We start from the raw sequence: 14804 nt of genomic DNA, 5'->3' as shown, positions 1-14804 counted from the left end.
GGTATTCAGCATGAAACAGCACTACATTCGCAGCCAGCAACAGATCAGCTTCGTCAAAGAGATGTTCTCCCGCCAACTCGCCCAGCAGCTGGGTCTGATGGAGGTGCAAGCCCCCATTCTGAGCCGGGTCGGTGATGGCACTCAAGACAACCTCTCTGGCCACGAGAATGCGGTGCAGGTCAAGGTGAAGACCCTGCCTGAGCACAGCTATGAAGTGGTGCATTCACTGGCCAAATGGAAGCGCCAGACCCTGGGTCGCTTCGGTTTCGGCCCGGGCGAAGGCATCTACACCCACATGAAGGCGCTGCGTCCGGACGAGGATCGCCTCACCCCCATCCACTCCGTCTACGTGGATCAGTGGGACTGGGAGAAGGTGATGCCGAGCGAGCGCCGCGATCTGGCCTACCTGCAGGAAACCGTGCGCGGCATCTGGGCCGCCATCAAGGCCACCGAGCGCGCGGTCTGCGCCGAGCACGAGCTGACCCCCTTCCTGCCGGCCGAGATCCAGTTTCTGCACAGCGAAGAGCTGCTGACCCGCTACCCGGATCTCGATGCCAAGGGGCGCGAGCGTGCCATCGCCAAGGAGCTGGGGGCCGTGTTCCTGATCGGTATCGGCGGTGCCCTCTCCCACGGCGAGCGCCACGACGTGCGTGCCCCGGACTACGACGACTGGAGCAGCCACAGCGAGCTGGGTCTGGCCGGTCTGAACGGTGACATCCTGGTGTGGAACCCGGTACTGCAGGACAGTTTCGAGATCTCCTCCATGGGGATCCGGGTCGACGCCGAGGCGCTGCGCCGTCAGCTGGCTATCACAGGCGACGAGGATCGCCTGCAGTACGACTGGCACCAGGATCTGCTGGCCGCACGGATGCCGCAAACCATCGGCGGCGGCATCGGCCAATCCCGTCTGGCCATGCTGCTGCTGCAAAAAGAGCATATCGGCCAGGTCCAGGTCGGCGTCTGGCCGGCCGAGATGAAAGCCGCCGTGCAAGGCATGCTGTAACGAATGAAGGCCATGCCGGCGTCATCGCCGCCGGCATGGCAACAGGCAGGTGGCCGTCGGGGTTGAGCGAGCGCATCCCCGGCAGGCTGTAAGAAGCGAGGCCAGCAGTGGCCGCGCTTCGCAATCGGGGGCTTGCCCCTGCGACCCGCTCAACCCACGTCAGGTCGCTTCACTACATTCCTCCCGGCAATCTTCGGATTGCCGTTTTTTTTACGCCGAAAAACTGTGTTCGAACCCGGCCCCGATCTGGCGCTGACGCGGCAACCCCGCCTTTCTGCTGCCGGTGCAGTGGCAGGCAAACAACTGATCCACCGCCTCTTCCTGCAGATAGGCACCGAGCGCCACCGCCCGCTCTGGGCCGGAAAACTTCAGGTGCAGGCCGCCGATGACGGCGTGGATCCGCTCGTCACCACACACCTCCTTGGCCCACTCGACGATGTTCTCGACCCCGGCGTGGCCACAACCGATAAAGACGATGAGCCCCTGCTCGCTCTTGTAGGCCAGCGCCGAATCGTCGCTGATAAGGTCTTTCTCCACCCGCCCACCCCGCACTATGTAGCCGAGCAGCGAAGGCGCAGCCCGGTCGCGCCGCACAATGCTGCCGAGGAACACCAGACGATCCGAGAGCCACACCGGCTCGGCCGAGCAGTGGGGGAGCAATCCCTTGGCCGGCAGCGACTCCCGAGCCAGCGACCCCGACAGGCGATAGAGGTTGCGCCGCCAGAAGGGGAGCGACAGGAAGTAGCCCCGCTCGCAGAACACGTCCGGACAGGCGATGAGCGGGATGGGTCTTGGGTAGACGGGCAGCGAGCCGACCCCGCCCACATGGTCGTAATGACCGTGGGAGAGCACCACATGGGTGAGCGAGGCGAGATCGATCCCCATCACGGCGGCGTTGTGGCGCAGCGCCCGGCCACGGCCGCTGTCGAACAGCACCCTGAGGCCGTCACACTCCAGCAGCAGCGCCAACCCTCGCTCGGGCAGACAGCCAGGCAGATGAACGTCGTCATCCACCAGCACGGAAAATTTCAGCATCTCGCTTCCCCTGAAAACAAAACGCAGGCACGAGGCCTGCGTTTTTCATCGACAATCCCATTACTGGGTCATGGTGAGGCCATTGCTGTCGGCCCCCAGCACCAGCTTTTTGCCCGGCACGATACGGCCGGAGAGCAGCGCCTGCGCCAGCGGGTTCTCCACCTTGTGCTGGATCGCCCGCTTGAGGGGACGCGCCCCGTAGACGGGATCGAACCCGGCGTGCACCAGCTTCTCGAGCAGCGCCTCGCTCACCTCCACCTCGTAACCCTGGGCCTCGAGACGACCCATCAGACTCTTGAGCTGGATGCGGGCGATGGACTTGATGTGCTCCTCACCGAGCGGGTGGAACACCACCGTCTCGTCGATCCGGTTGATGAACTCCGGCCGGAAGCTGCGAGTCAGCACCTCCATCAGCATGCCTTTCATCTCGTCGTAATCCTTCTCGGAGTGGTGCTCCTGGATGAGATCCGACCCTAGGTTGGAGGTCATGATCACCACCGAGTTGCGAAAATCGACGGTACGACCCTGACCATCGGTCAGGCGGCCATCGTCCAGCACCTGCAGCAGGATGTTGAACACGTCCGGGTGTGCCTTCTCCACTTCATCCAGCAGGATCACCGAGTAGGGGCGACGGCGTACCGCCTCGGTCAGATAACCGCCCTCCTCGTAACCCACGTATCCCGGAGGCGCCCCCACCAGACGGGCCACGCTGTGTTTCTCCATGAACTCCGACATATCGATCCGCACCATGGCGTCCTGGGTATCGAACAGGAACTCGGCCAGCGCCTTGCACAGCTCGGTCTTGCCCACCCCGGTGGGCCCCAGGAACAGGAAGGAGCCGATGGGGCGGTTCGGATCGGACAGCCCGGCACGGGAGCGGCGAATGGCGTTGGAAACCGCCTCGACCGCCTCTTCCTGGCCGATCACCCGGCTGTGCAGCTGATCTTCCATCCGCAGCAGCTTGTCGCGCTCCCCTTCCAGCATGCGGGCCACCGGAATGCCGGTCCAGCGGGCCAAGACGTCGGCAATCTCCACATCGGTGACCCGGTTGCGCAGCAGGCTGGTCTCCTGCATCTCGGCCTGGGTGGCGAGATCCAGCTGTTTCTCCAGCTCCGGAATGCGGCCGTACTGCAGCTCGGACATGCGACCCAGGTCGCCTGCGCGGCGCGCCACGTCGAGATCCTGGCGGGCCTGCTCGAGGGCCGTCTTGATGTGCTGGGTGCCGGCGAGGGCGGCCTTCTCGGCCTTCCATACCTCATCCAGCTCGTTGTATTCGCGATCTTTTTCGCTGATTTCCTGATTGATCAGCTCGAGCCGCTTGCGGCTGGCGTCATCGTCCTCCTTCATCAGCGCCTGCTGCTCCAGCTTGAGCTGGATGATGCGCCGCTCGAGCCGGTCGAGGGACTCGGGCTTGGAGTCGATCTGCAGCCGGATGCTGGCCGCCGCCTCGTCGATGAGGTCGATAGCCTTGTCCGGCAGCTGGCGATCCGCGATGTAACGGTGCGACAGCTGGGCCGCCGCCACGATGGCGGGGTCGGTGATCTGCACATGGTGGTGCAGTTCATAACGCTCCTTCAGGCCGCGCAGGATGGCGATGGTGTCCTCCACGCTCGGCTCCTCCACCAGCACCTTCTGGAAGCGGCGCTCAAGGGCGGCATCTTTTTCGATGTACTGGCGGTACTCGTCCAGGGTGGTGGCGCCGACACAGTGCAGGTCGCCACGGGCCAGCGCCGGTTTGAGCATGTTGCCCGCGTCCATGGCCCCCTCACCCTTGCCGGCGCCGACCATGGTGTGCAGCTCGTCGATGAAGAGGATGACGTTGCCCTCCTCCTTGGCGAGATCGGTCAGCACGGCCTTGAGCCGCTCTTCAAACTCGCCGCGATACTTGGCACCGGCCACCAGCGCCCCCATGTCCAGCGACAGCACCCGCTTGTTCTTGAGCCCCTCCGGCACTTCGCCGTTGATGATGCGCTGAGCCAGCCCCTCGACGATGGCGGTCTTGCCGACACCAGGAGCACCGATCAGCACAGGGTTGTTCTTGGTACGGCGTTGCAGCACCTGAATGGTACGGCGGATCTCGTCATCACGGCCGATCACCGGGTCGAGCTTGCCGATTTCGGCCCGCTCGGTCAGATCGATGGTGTACTTCTCCAGCGCCTGACGGTTCTCCTCGGCGTTGGCATCCTCCACCTTCTTGCCGCCACGCACCTTGTCGATGGCCGCTTCCAGTTTCTCTTTGGTCAGCCCCTGGGCGCGCAGCAGCTCACCCAGCGTCCCCTTCTCGTCGAGGGCAGCCAGCACGAACAGCTCGGAGGAGATGAACTGATCCTTGCGCTGCTGGGCCAGTTTGTCGCAGACGTTGAGCAGGCGGCCGAGGCCGTTGGAGAGCTGCACGTCCCCTTCCACGCCGCTGACGCGCGGCAGGCGATCCAGCTCCTCACCGAGACGGGAGCGCAGGGCGTTGATATCCATCCCGGTCAGGGTGAGCAACGGACGGATGGAGCCGCCATCCTGATTGACCAGTGCGGTCATCAGGTGAACGGGTTCGATGAATTGGTGGTCACGACCCAGCGCAAGAGACTGGGCATCGGAAATAGCAATCTGGAATTTGCTGGTCAGGCGATCGAGGCGCATTGCACTCCCCCTTTCAAGACAGACGCCGCTTGCGCGGCAAACAACATAACTTTCTGAGATGAAAGATGAGGCCCGTACGGACTATTTCAAGGGGCGAGGCTGGTTATTTTTTCTGCAAAGCGGGGAGAGGGCAGGATCCCCGCCTCTCTCATACGGATCTGTTCTTGAGAGAGGCGGGCTATTACTTGGCGGGTGATTGCTTAGCGGACCAACCAGATGAGGGAGGCCATGCGACCGGTCTGGCCGTCGCGACGATAAGAGTAGAACTGCTCGCTATCGCTGAAGGTGCAATGTTCGCCGCCATAGACGGCGGTGACACCGGCGCGGGTAAGGCGCAACCGCGCCAGCTGGTAGATATCCGCCAGCCATTTCCCTTCGTTGGGCGAAGGGACGAACGCAGCCGCCGCCTCGGCCTGCTCGGCCATAAAGGCCTCGCGCACCTCGCCACCCACTTCAAATGCAGTGGGGCCGATGGCCGGACCCAGCCAGGCCAGGATCTCGCCCGGCTCGCAGCCCATGGCGGCGATGCTCGCCTCCAGTACGCCCCCCTGCAGCCCGCGCCAGCCGGCGTGGGCGGCGGCCACCACGGTGCCGGCCCGATCGCAGAACAGCACCGGCAGGCAGTCGGCGGTCATCACGATGCAGGCCTGACCCGCCTCACGGGCACAGGCGGCATCCGCATCCGGCGCACAGCCATAGTCGCGGCTGACGGGATGCACCGCGGTGCCGTGCACCTGATTGAGCCAGTTGAGAGTGCCGGGGATCCCCGCCGCCTGCTGCAGCCGGGTCCGGTTGGCCTCGACCCGTGCCGGCTCGTCCCCCACGTGGGCCCCCAGGTTGAGGCCGGCAAAGACCCCCTCGCTGATCCCGCCGTCACGGGTGGTCGACAGGGCGCGGACCTTGGCCGGTGCCGGCCAGTCGGGTTCGATCCATTTCATCTGTGGCTCCTCTCCTTCATATAAAACGGGGCCCCTTGGCTGCAACCAGTCAAGGGGCCCCATATCAGGTCATGCAGGGCGGGTTACGGCAGGAATCGTCGCAGAGCCGCCCTCTTCATCAGTTCCAGACCAGATCGTCTGGATTGGCCAGGGCGATCTTGGTGTGCAGCACTTCCATCAGCGCATCAAGTCCAGACTAAATCGTCCGGATTGGCCAGGGTGATCTTGGTGCGCAGCACTTCCATCAGCGCATCAATTCCAGACTAAATCGTCCGGATTGGCCAGGGTATCAGCCCGCAGCACTTCCATCAGGTCCAGCATGTCTTGCGGTGTGGGGGAGTGCCATTCCATCACTTCACCCGTGATGGGGTGCGCCAGCTTCAGCATGGTGGCATGCAGTGCCTGACGATGGAAGCCACGCAGGGCCTCGGTCAGCTCGGGGGTGGCGTTGCGCAGCAGACGCAGACGGCCACCGTAAGCAGGATCCCCCACCAGCGGGTGCTTGATGTGGGCCATGTGGACACGGATCTGGTGAGTACGACCGGTTTCCAGTCGCAGCCGCAGACGGGTGTGGCCACGGAACTTCTCGTGCACCCGGTAATGGGTGACGGACTCGCGCCCATTGGGCACCACGGCCATGTGGGTACGCTGGGTCGGGTGACGGCCGATGGGGGCATCGACGGTACCGCCTGCGGTCATGTGACCGATGGCAATGGCTTCGTACTCACGGGTGATCTGGCGCGCCTGCAGCGCTTCCACCAGGTGGGTCTGGGCCGGAATGGTCTTGGCGACCACCATCAGACCCGTGGTGTCTTTATCCAGACGGTGCACGATACCGGCGCGGGGCACCTCGGCGATGGCGGGGTAGCGGTGCAGCAGGGCGTTGAGAATGGTGCCATCCGGCGTGCCGGCACCCGGGTGAACCACCAGACCGGCTGGCTTGTCGATCACCAGAATGTGTTCATCTTCATAGACGATGTTGAGCTCGATGTTCTGGGCATCCCAACGGGTATCATCCGCCAGCTCGACATCCACATGTACCTTCTGCCCGGCCAGCACTTTCTCGCGCGGGGTATTGGCAACCTGACCATCCAGGGTCACTCTGTCCTGTAAAATCCACTCCTTGATGCGGGTGCGGGAGTAGTCTGGAAACAATTCGGCCAGGGCCTGGTCGAGTCGCTGCCCGAATTGGTGATCCTGGAATTCGCCTGTCAGTTCAATATGCTGGCTCATGTATGGTCTCTTGAGCGGGGGGTATCAATTCGAAATAATCCGGGTATTCTAGCTTTTCTTTTAGCCAAGCATAACGGATACTTTGCCAATTTCGTGGAAATGGACCGGATGTTGTTGATGGGAAAGAAGTCTCACCTGCTGATGTCGCTCGCCTTGGTCGCTACCTTGATCACAGGCTGTTCCAGCACCAAACCCAAGGTACCGGACGAACCGCCGGAGACCCTGTACCAGAAAGCACGCCTCAAGCTGGATGCCGGTAACTACCTGAATGCTATCGAGTTACTGGAAGCTTTGGACTCGCGCTATCCTTTCGGCGCCTACTCCAACCAGGTTCAGCTCGACCTCATTTACGCCTACTACAAGCAGGATGATACTGCCCAGGCGATCGCCAATATCGACCGTTTTATCCGCCTCAATCCGGCGCATAAAAATATCGACTACGTATTCTACATGCGCGGTCTGACCAACATGGCCGGCGATTACAACTTCTTCCAGGACTTCCTGGGCATCAATCGGGACGACAAAGACCCCTCCTATGCCCGTCAGGCCTTCCAGGACTTCAAGACCCTGTTGCAGAACTACCCCAACAGCGTCTATGCCGCCGATGCCCGTGCCCGCATGATCGGTCTGAAGAACCGGCTTGCCCGTTACGACCTGAGCGTGGCCGAGTACTACGTGAAGCGCGATGCGCTGATCGCCGCCGCCAACCGCGCCAAACTGATCGTCGAGACCTATCCCGACACGGCCGAAACCGAGAAGGCGCTGGAGATCATGGTTGAATCCTACGACAGCCTGAAGATGCCGACCCTGGCCCAGCATGCCCGCGAAGTGCTGGCCAAGAACTACCCGGACAATCGTCTCGGCCGCGGCTGACGCGCAGCAACGCAATGAAAAACCGGAGCCACTCGCTCCGGTTTTTTTATGGGCGCTGTTCATGAACGACATGCCCCTTCCCCCCGTGCCGGCGGCATGGGGAGAGACGGCGCACATCAGTCACGCCTTCATGCCGTGCGTTACTTGGCGACGTTGCCCGCCACGTTGAGCACATCCCAGGTGCGGGAGAAGGGCGGCGCATAGGCAAAGTCCAGCATGCCGAGCTGCTCGGTGGTCACCCCCATGGTGATGGCAACCGCCAGCGCATCGATGCGGTGGACCGCCCCCTTGCGACCGAGGATCTGGCCGCCCAGCAGCCGCTTGCTGCCCGCCTCGTATACCAGCTTGACGTGAATGTCGGACTGACCTGGGCAGTAGTTGGTGTGGCACTTGTCCTTGATCACCACGGTGCGATAGTCGATGCCCATCGCCTTGGCTTCCTGCTCGGAAAGACCGGTACGGCCCGCCTCCAGCCCCAGCACCTTGAGTGCGGCAGAACCCAGAGTACCCGGGAATTCCTGCTCGGCACCGGCCAGGTTCTCTCCCACCATTCGGCCCAGCTTGTTGGCGATGGTGGCGAGCGGCACATAGACCTGCTGCTGCTTCACGGCGTGCCAGACGCTGGCACAGTCACCGGCCGACCAGACATTGGCCAGCGAGCTGCGCCCCTGCCGGTCCACTTTGATGGCGCCGTTGCCGAGCCGCTCGATACCGGTATCGGCCAGAAACTCGGTGTTGGGCTTGACCCCGGTGCAGACCACCACGATGTCGGCCTCGTACTCGCCCTGGCTGGTTCGCACGCCGGTCACCCGGCCCTCCCCCAGTAGCGCTTCAACTCGCTCGCCAAGATGGAGAGAGACCCCCTGCTCGCGCAGTTCGGTCTCGATATGCTGGGTGATCTCGCCATCAAACGCGTCAGGGATGACCCGCTCTGCCAGCTCGATCAGACGCACCTCTTTGCCCTGATGCACCAGTGCCTCCACCACCTCCAGCCCGATAAAGCCGGAGCCGATCACCAGGGCACGGCTGTTGGCCTTGTCCTGCACGGCGGCCTTGAGGGCCAACCCGTCGGCCATCCGGCGCAGGCCGAATACCCCCTCCTGCTGAAGGCCGGGGATGGGGGGCATCACTTCGCGGGCGCCGGTGGCGATCATCAGCCGATCGTAGCGATCGGTGAAGGTGTCGCCGTTATGTTCGACCTTCAGCGTCTGCGCGGCAGCATCCAGGCCCAGCACCCGATGGCCGGTCTTGACCTCGATCCCCTTGGCGGCGAACTGCTCCGGGGTGAACTCGGCCATGTAGCCGGGCTCCTGAAACTCGTCGCCAACGAAGTAGGGCAGACCACAGGCGCCGAAGGAGATCACCTCGGATGCCTCATACACCACTATCTCGGCCTCTTTGGCCAGCCGGCGCGCCTTGGCCGCCGCACTCATGCCGGCGGCTTCGCCACCGATGATCACGATTCTCATACTCGCTCCTTTCCATGCAACGGGGAGGGCATGCCCTCCCCGCTCTCTTCATTGGTTGCTCGCCGGGGCAAGAGTCGACTCCCCCCGGATTAGCGGATCAGATGGTGGACTCTTCGCCGTCCAGACACACCTCATGCTCGCTGTTGAACACCGCCATGTCGGTCTCCCCCAGCAAACGGCTGGTGACGGTACCGGCGGTGATGGAGCCGGAGACGTTCAGGGCGGTACGGCCCATGTCGATCAGCGGCTCGATGGAGATGAGCAGACCGGCCAGCGCCACCGGGAAGTCCAGCGCGGAGAGCACGATCAAGGCGGCGAAGGTGGCGCCGCCGCCAATGCCGGCCACCCCGAACGAGCTGACGGTGATGATGGCGATCAGGGTCATGATGAAGCCCGGATCCATGGGGTTGACCCCCACGGTCGGCGCAATCATCACCGCCAACATGGCCGGATAGATGCCGGCGCAGCCGTTCTGGCCGATGGTCGAACCGAACGAGGCGGCGAAGTTGGCGATCCCTTCAGGAATACCGAGCGCCTTGGTCTGGGTCTGCACGTTCATCGGGATGGAGCCCGCACTGGTGCGGGAGGTGAAGGCAAAGGCCAGCACCGGCATGATCTTCTTCAGATAGCGGGCCGGGTTGATACCCACCAAGCTCACCAGCAGCAGGTGCACGGCGAACATGATGACGATGGCGCCGTAGGAAGCCATGACGAAGCTGAGCAGATTGAGGATGTCAGCATAGTTGGAGCCGGACACCACCTTGGTCATCAACGCCAGCACGCCGTAGGGGGTGAGGCGCAGCACCAGGGTCACCATCCGCATCACGATGACGTGGGCGACCTGCATGAAGTGACCAAAGCTCGCGAAGATCTCCGGCTTCTTGCGGGCGATGCCGGTGGCTGACAGACCGATGAAGATGGAGAAGATCACCACGGCGATGGTGGAGGTCTTGCGCGCGCCCGTCATGTCGAGGAAGGGGTTGGCCGGGATGAACTCCAGCACCATCTTGGCAAAGGACATGCTCTCGACGCTGCCGAGGGTGGTCTGCAGGACAGCACCACGAGCGGTCTCGGCGGCGCCAGCGGTGAGCCCCTCGGCGGTCAGACCGAACAGGTTGGACATCAGGATGCCCGCCCCGGCGGCAATCATGGTGGTGAAGATCAGCACGCCTATGGTCATGGCGCTGATCTTGCCGAGCGCGGTACCGCCGTTGAGCTTCAGGATGGCCCCGATGATGGAGACCATGATGAGCGGCGTGATGATCATCTGCAGCAGCTTCACGTAGCCGCTGCCGACGATGTCCAGGTAGTCGCCGGTCTGTACCAGCACGTCGGAACCGGCGCCATAGAGCAGCTGCAGGGCGGCACCGAACAGGATGCCCAGCCCCAGCCCCGAGAAAACCCGGCGGGTGAAGCTGACGTGGGTTTGCTGCAACCGATAGAGAAACAGCAGCAACATGACCAGGATGGCCAGATTACCTATAACGCTAAGAGTCATGACGATATTCCCCAAATGATCGGGCCGGGCCCGAGGTGTACGGGCGAGTGCCCAGTGCGCACTCTCCCCTGAAACGTGCCGCATCGTGGCGGCCCGCCCCCCGGTGTGGCCGGGGTGGCGTCAACAGGCAGAAAAACGGAGGGTGGCCTGCGCCACCCTCTTGCATCACTCGGCCTTGCCTTGTTGCTTGGCCCGCATGATGTTGATGATCTCGATATCGGTATCCAGCATCCCCTGTTTGGAGAGGCGACCCAGGTTGGCGATGGTCTGATCCACATCGTCGGAGACGATGCCTTCGCTCTGGGGCACGTGCAGGTTGTTGATGGCCATCAGCGACGATTTGACCGCCGCCGAGGTGGAGGTAGAGACCTTCATGGAACAGGCGCTGCCCGCGCCGTCGCAGATGATACCGGAAACGTCGCCGATCATGTTGTTGATACAGTGACTAATTTGCTCGAACTGGCCGCCCAGCAGCCAGGTGATGGCAGCCCCCGCCCCCATGGCGGCGGTGCTGGCGGCACAGAGGGCCGACAGCTTGTTCTGGTAAGTCTTGATGTAGATGGCCACCAGGTGGCTCATCACCAGCGCCCGGGTCAGCTGCTCGTCGCTCGCCTGAAGGAAACGGGCGGCCGCCACCACCGGCATGGTGGCGGCAATGCCCTGGTTGCCGGAGCCCGAGTTGGACATGGCGGGCAGCATGGCGCCGTCCATCCGCGCATCGGAGGCGGCGGACGACAAACGCATGGCCAGGGTCATCAGATCATCGGAGAGCAGCTTGCGCTCCACCTGCTCGGTGAGGATCTTGCCGATACGCAGGCCATACCCCTGCAGCCCTTCATCTGCCAGCGCCTGGTTCATGGTGGCCGCCTCGCGGATGAAGTCGATCTCGGCCAGCGGCACCTGCAGGGCGAACTCGACAATCTCGCGCAGGGTCATGGCTGGTTTGCTGGAAGGGGCGGCCTGGATCTGCACGCCGGGGGCGCTGTCCTGCGCCATCAGCACCTCGCCGTCGCGCTCCATCAGGATGATGCGGGTATGATCGGTGCAGATCACCACCCGGGCACTGTGCCCCTCCACCTGTGCCAGCACCTCGGCGTAGAGCACGTCCGGCACGTCCTTCACATCCACCTTGATGGCGGGCAGTAGCGCCTTGGCGGCGTCGACCTGATCTGGCGTGAGAGTCTTGAGCACCTCCAGCCCGGCATCCGGGTTGCCGCCGGTGATGCCGACGGCAGCCGCCACCGGCAGCCCTATCATGCCGGTCCCCGGCACGCCGACCCCCATGCCGTTCTTGAACAGATTGCCGCTGACCCAGACGCTGACACGGGTCGGCACCTGCCCCAGCAGCTTGCGGCAGTTGGCCGCCGCCAGCGCCACCGACATGGGTTCGGTGCAGCCAAGGGCCGGCACCACTTCACGCTTGAGCAGGGTAATAAAGTCGGTCCATTGTGCTTTCATTGCGATGTGTCTCATGTTCACGGTGCCCGATGCGGGCTTGTCATTGTGCTGTCCGCTCCACAATGGCGGAGCGACATATAACCAGTATGGCGGGAGATGCCGGGTCGGCTGCAGCCGGTCGAGGGCCGAGCCGATGATCGGGGCCGCCTGAGTCGTTTGGCAATCCGATCAACTTTTGGTAACTCTAAAGCAATAGGACTCAAATAAATTTGAGCTGATTCGCTTTTTGCGCAGGCATTATGCCCAACTGGCGGTGAAGTGCCACAAAATGTGAACAAGCGCACGGCAGGTCGCTGCCGACCTGGTTCAGCCGGCAGCGGAAGGAGTCAGAGCCCGTAACGGGTCAACAGGGATTGATATTCGGGGGTCTGCTTGAAGGCCTTGAGGGCGAGGGAGAACTGATAGGCCAGCCGTTCGTTGCCAGGCCTGTGGGTAAAGGCGAGAAAATTACGGTTGCTCTCGCTCACCCGTTTTTCGCTGTGACCGACCTGATCCTGCAGCCCCTGCCCCTTGAGCAGGTAACGGCCCACCATCTGGTTCATCACGACCCCATCGAGCCGCCCCGCCATCATCAGGTGCAACTGCTTGATCATGTTGCTCTCCCCGGTCATGGCCACCCGGGTAAACAGGGGCGAGGTGAGGAACTCCTCGCCGTAGGCGTAATCGGCCTGAGTACCGATACGCAGCCCCTTGAGGCTGGCCAGCCCCTGGAAGTCGACGGGCCGGGCGAACGGGAAGAAGAGCACCTCCCCACTCTGGGAGAGAGGTTCATCCGGATAGTGCAACCACTCCAGCCGGCGCTCTTCGAAGAAGGCATCGACGATGGCGTCGCCACGCTGAAACCTGGCCTCCTGCAGCACCCGCTTCCAGGGCAGTACCTTGACCGTGGTCCGGTAACCCATTCGCTTGAGCACTGTGCGGGCCAGCTCCAGATCGGCACCGCCCAGGCTGCCATCATCGAGCCGCATCACATAGGGCGGCCACAGCTCGGTCAGCAGGGTCAGGGTCGGTGGCTCGCTCGCCTGTACCGCCCACCCCCACCAGAGGCAAAGCAGGATCCATCCTTTACGCCACACCATGCAGTGATCTCCTCTGTGTATTGGCTGAGGATATACCAAAAAGTGAGTAATAAAAAAGGAGGCCGAAGCCTCCTTTTTTGCTTTCCTCTCCGGCGCTTACAGCGCTTTCAGGATAGCCTCGACGCTGGCCTTAGCATCGCCAAACAGCATCTGGGTGTTCTCCTTGAAGAACAGCGGGTTCTGCACACCGGCATAGCCAGTGTTCATGGAGCGCTTGAAGCCGATGACGTTCTGCGCCTTCCACACTTCCAGCACCGGCATGCCGGCGATGGGGCTGCCCGGATCTTCCATGGCGGCAGGGTTGACGGTGTCGTTGGCACCGATCACCAGCACGGTGTCGGTATCGCTGAAGTCTTCGTTGATCTCGTCCATTTCCAGCACGATGTCATACGGGACTTTCGCTTCCGCCAGCAGCACGTTCATGTGGCCTGGCAGACGACCGGCAACCGGGTGGATACCGAAGCGCACCTTGACACCGCGATCACGCAGCTTCTGGGTGATTTCAGCCACCGGATACTGGGCCTGTGCCACCGCCATGCCGTAGCCCGGGGTGATGATGACGGAGCTGGAGTTCTTCAGCAGGTCAGCCACGTCTTCAGCGCTGGTTTCGCGGTATTCGCCCATCTCCTGGTCGGCCGTGGAGGCCACGCCGTCGGAGCCGAAGCCACCGGCGATCACGGAGATGAAGGAGCGGTTCATCGCCTTGCACATGATGTAAGAGAGGATCGCACCGGAGGAACCCACCAGCGCACCCACCACGATCAGCAGGTCATTGGAGAGCATGAAGCCCGCCGCCGCTGCCGCCCAACCGGAGTAGGAGTTCAGCATGGAGACCACCACCGGCATGTCGGCGCCACCGATGGAGGCCACCAGGTGCCAGCCGAAGGCGAAGGCGATCAGGGTCATCACCAGCAGGGCGAAGGTAGAACCGCCCGCGTTGACGAAGTAGACCATCAGCGCCAGCGAGGCGACCACGGCCAGCAGGTTCAGCTTGTGGCGGTGCGGCAGCATCAGCGGCTTGGAGGAGATGAGGCCACGCAGCTTGCCAAACGCCACCACGGAACCGGTGAAGGTCACCGCACCGATGAAGACGCCGAGGAAGATCTCGACCAGGTGGATGTTCAGCATGGCGCCGGAGAGGTGCTCGACCTGGGCGACGCTGGCCGCCTGCTCGAACGCCGCGCGGGCGGCTGCCAGGGTGGCATCCAGGTTGGAACCGACGGAGACCACCACTTCAGCGGGTGCGGAGGGGTGCAGATCGATGAAGCTGTTGAAGCCCACCAGCACGGCCGCCATACCCACAAAGCTGTGCAGCACGGCCACCAGCTCGGGCATCTCGGTCATCTCGACCTTCAGCGCCAGACGCACGCCGATGGCACCGCCGATCACCATGGCCAGAATGATCCAGTGCACGCCACTGGTTTCCGGGTTGAACACGGTCGCGAGCAGGGCGATGGCCATCCCCGCGATACCGAACAGGTTGCCATGCTTGGCCGTCTCTTGCTTCGACAGTCCCGCGAGACTGAGGATGAAGAGCACGGCGGCAACGATATAGGATGCTGTTACCAGTCCTTGAGACACGTT

The 14804-nt window shown here is 63.0% G+C and carries 11 protein-coding genes; 2 read left to right on the top strand and 9 right to left on the bottom strand.

Translation table 11 applies throughout. The features are described from left to right. The first annotated feature begins 10 nt into the window (after nucleotides 1-10). The gene (gene asnA / locus ACPW75_RS22395) at nucleotides 11-1003 is read left to right on the top strand and encodes an aspartate--ammonia ligase (protein WP_016352287.1); all 993 of its coding nucleotides are present in this window, start codon (nucleotides 11-13) and stop codon (nucleotides 1001-1003) included. A 210-nt stretch (nucleotides 1004-1213) separates the two neighbouring features. On the opposite strand, the gene ACPW75_RS22390 is transcribed toward asnA, so the two are convergent. The 4 genes from ACPW75_RS22390 to rluD form a co-directional block, all read right to left on the bottom strand. Next, entirely contained in the window at nucleotides 1214-2038 is an 825-nt protein-coding gene (locus tag ACPW75_RS22390; RefSeq protein ID WP_077095691.1) for an MBL fold metallo-hydrolase, read from the bottom strand. A 60-nt stretch (nucleotides 2039-2098) separates the two neighbouring features. Beyond that, a complete protein-coding gene (gene clpB, locus ACPW75_RS22385; protein WP_077095692.1) occupies nucleotides 2099-4672 on the bottom strand; it encodes an ATP-dependent chaperone ClpB in 2574 nt (857 codons plus the stop codon). A gap of 200 nt (nucleotides 4673-4872) precedes the next feature. Beyond that, nucleotides 4873-5610 carry a peptidoglycan editing factor PgeF gene (pgeF, locus tag ACPW75_RS22380; protein WP_077095693.1) on the bottom strand — a complete coding sequence of 246 codons (738 nt, stop codon included), beginning with the start codon at nucleotides 5608-5610 and terminating at the stop codon, nucleotides 4873-4875. Nucleotides 5611-5862: 252 nt separating this feature from the next. Beyond that, nucleotides 5863-6843, bottom strand: a complete 981-nt coding sequence (gene rluD / locus ACPW75_RS22375) for a 23S rRNA pseudouridine(1911/1915/1917) synthase RluD (protein WP_011707736.1) — start codon at nucleotides 6841-6843, stop codon at nucleotides 5863-5865. Between the two features lie 117 nt (nucleotides 6844-6960). On the opposite strand from rluD, the gene ACPW75_RS22370 reads away from it, so the two are divergent. Further along, nucleotides 6961-7716, top strand: coding sequence for an outer membrane protein assembly factor BamD (locus ACPW75_RS22370; RefSeq protein ID WP_029302292.1), 756 nt, complete (start codon nucleotides 6961-6963; stop codon nucleotides 7714-7716). 140 nt (nucleotides 7717-7856) lie between these two features. Here the strand turns inward: ACPW75_RS22370 and ACPW75_RS22365 are convergent, their stop codons facing one another. The 5 genes from ACPW75_RS22365 to pntB all read right to left on the bottom strand — a co-directional run bounded on the left by ACPW75_RS22365 (nucleotide 7857) and on the right by pntB (nucleotide 14801). Next, a complete protein-coding gene (locus ACPW75_RS22365) occupies nucleotides 7857-9185 on the bottom strand; it encodes a CoA-disulfide reductase (protein WP_077095694.1) in 1329 nt (442 codons plus the stop codon). Between the two features lie 97 nt (nucleotides 9186-9282). Beyond that, nucleotides 9283-10683: an L-cystine transporter gene (locus ACPW75_RS22360; protein WP_077095695.1), complete on the bottom strand. Its 1401-nt coding sequence runs from the start codon at nucleotides 10681-10683 to the stop codon at nucleotides 9283-9285. Nucleotides 10684-10848: 165 nt separating this feature from the next. Then, complete coding sequence (locus ACPW75_RS22355; protein ID WP_162517019.1) at nucleotides 10849-12156, bottom strand: serine dehydratase subunit alpha family protein; 1308 nt, start codon at nucleotides 12154-12156, stop codon at nucleotides 10849-10851. Nucleotides 12157-12467: 311 nt separating this feature from the next. Continuing rightward, entirely contained in the window at nucleotides 12468-13220 is a 753-nt protein-coding gene (locus tag ACPW75_RS22350; RefSeq protein WP_077095697.1) for a substrate-binding periplasmic protein, read from the bottom strand. 96 nt (nucleotides 13221-13316) lie between these two features. Then, nucleotides 13317-14801: a Re/Si-specific NAD(P)(+) transhydrogenase subunit beta gene (gene pntB / locus ACPW75_RS22345; protein ID WP_011707742.1), complete on the bottom strand. Its 1485-nt coding sequence runs from the start codon at nucleotides 14799-14801 to the stop codon at nucleotides 13317-13319. Between the last annotated feature and the right edge of the window lie 3 nt (nucleotides 14802-14804).

Origin of the sequence: Aeromonas sp. FL131, assembly GCF_049860615.1 — a bacterium.
Lineage (GTDB): Bacteria > Pseudomonadota > Gammaproteobacteria > Enterobacterales > Aeromonadaceae > Aeromonas > Aeromonas hydrophila.
Note: the sequence above shows the minus strand (reverse complement) of the source record. Positions and strands in the feature narration are given on the sequence as shown.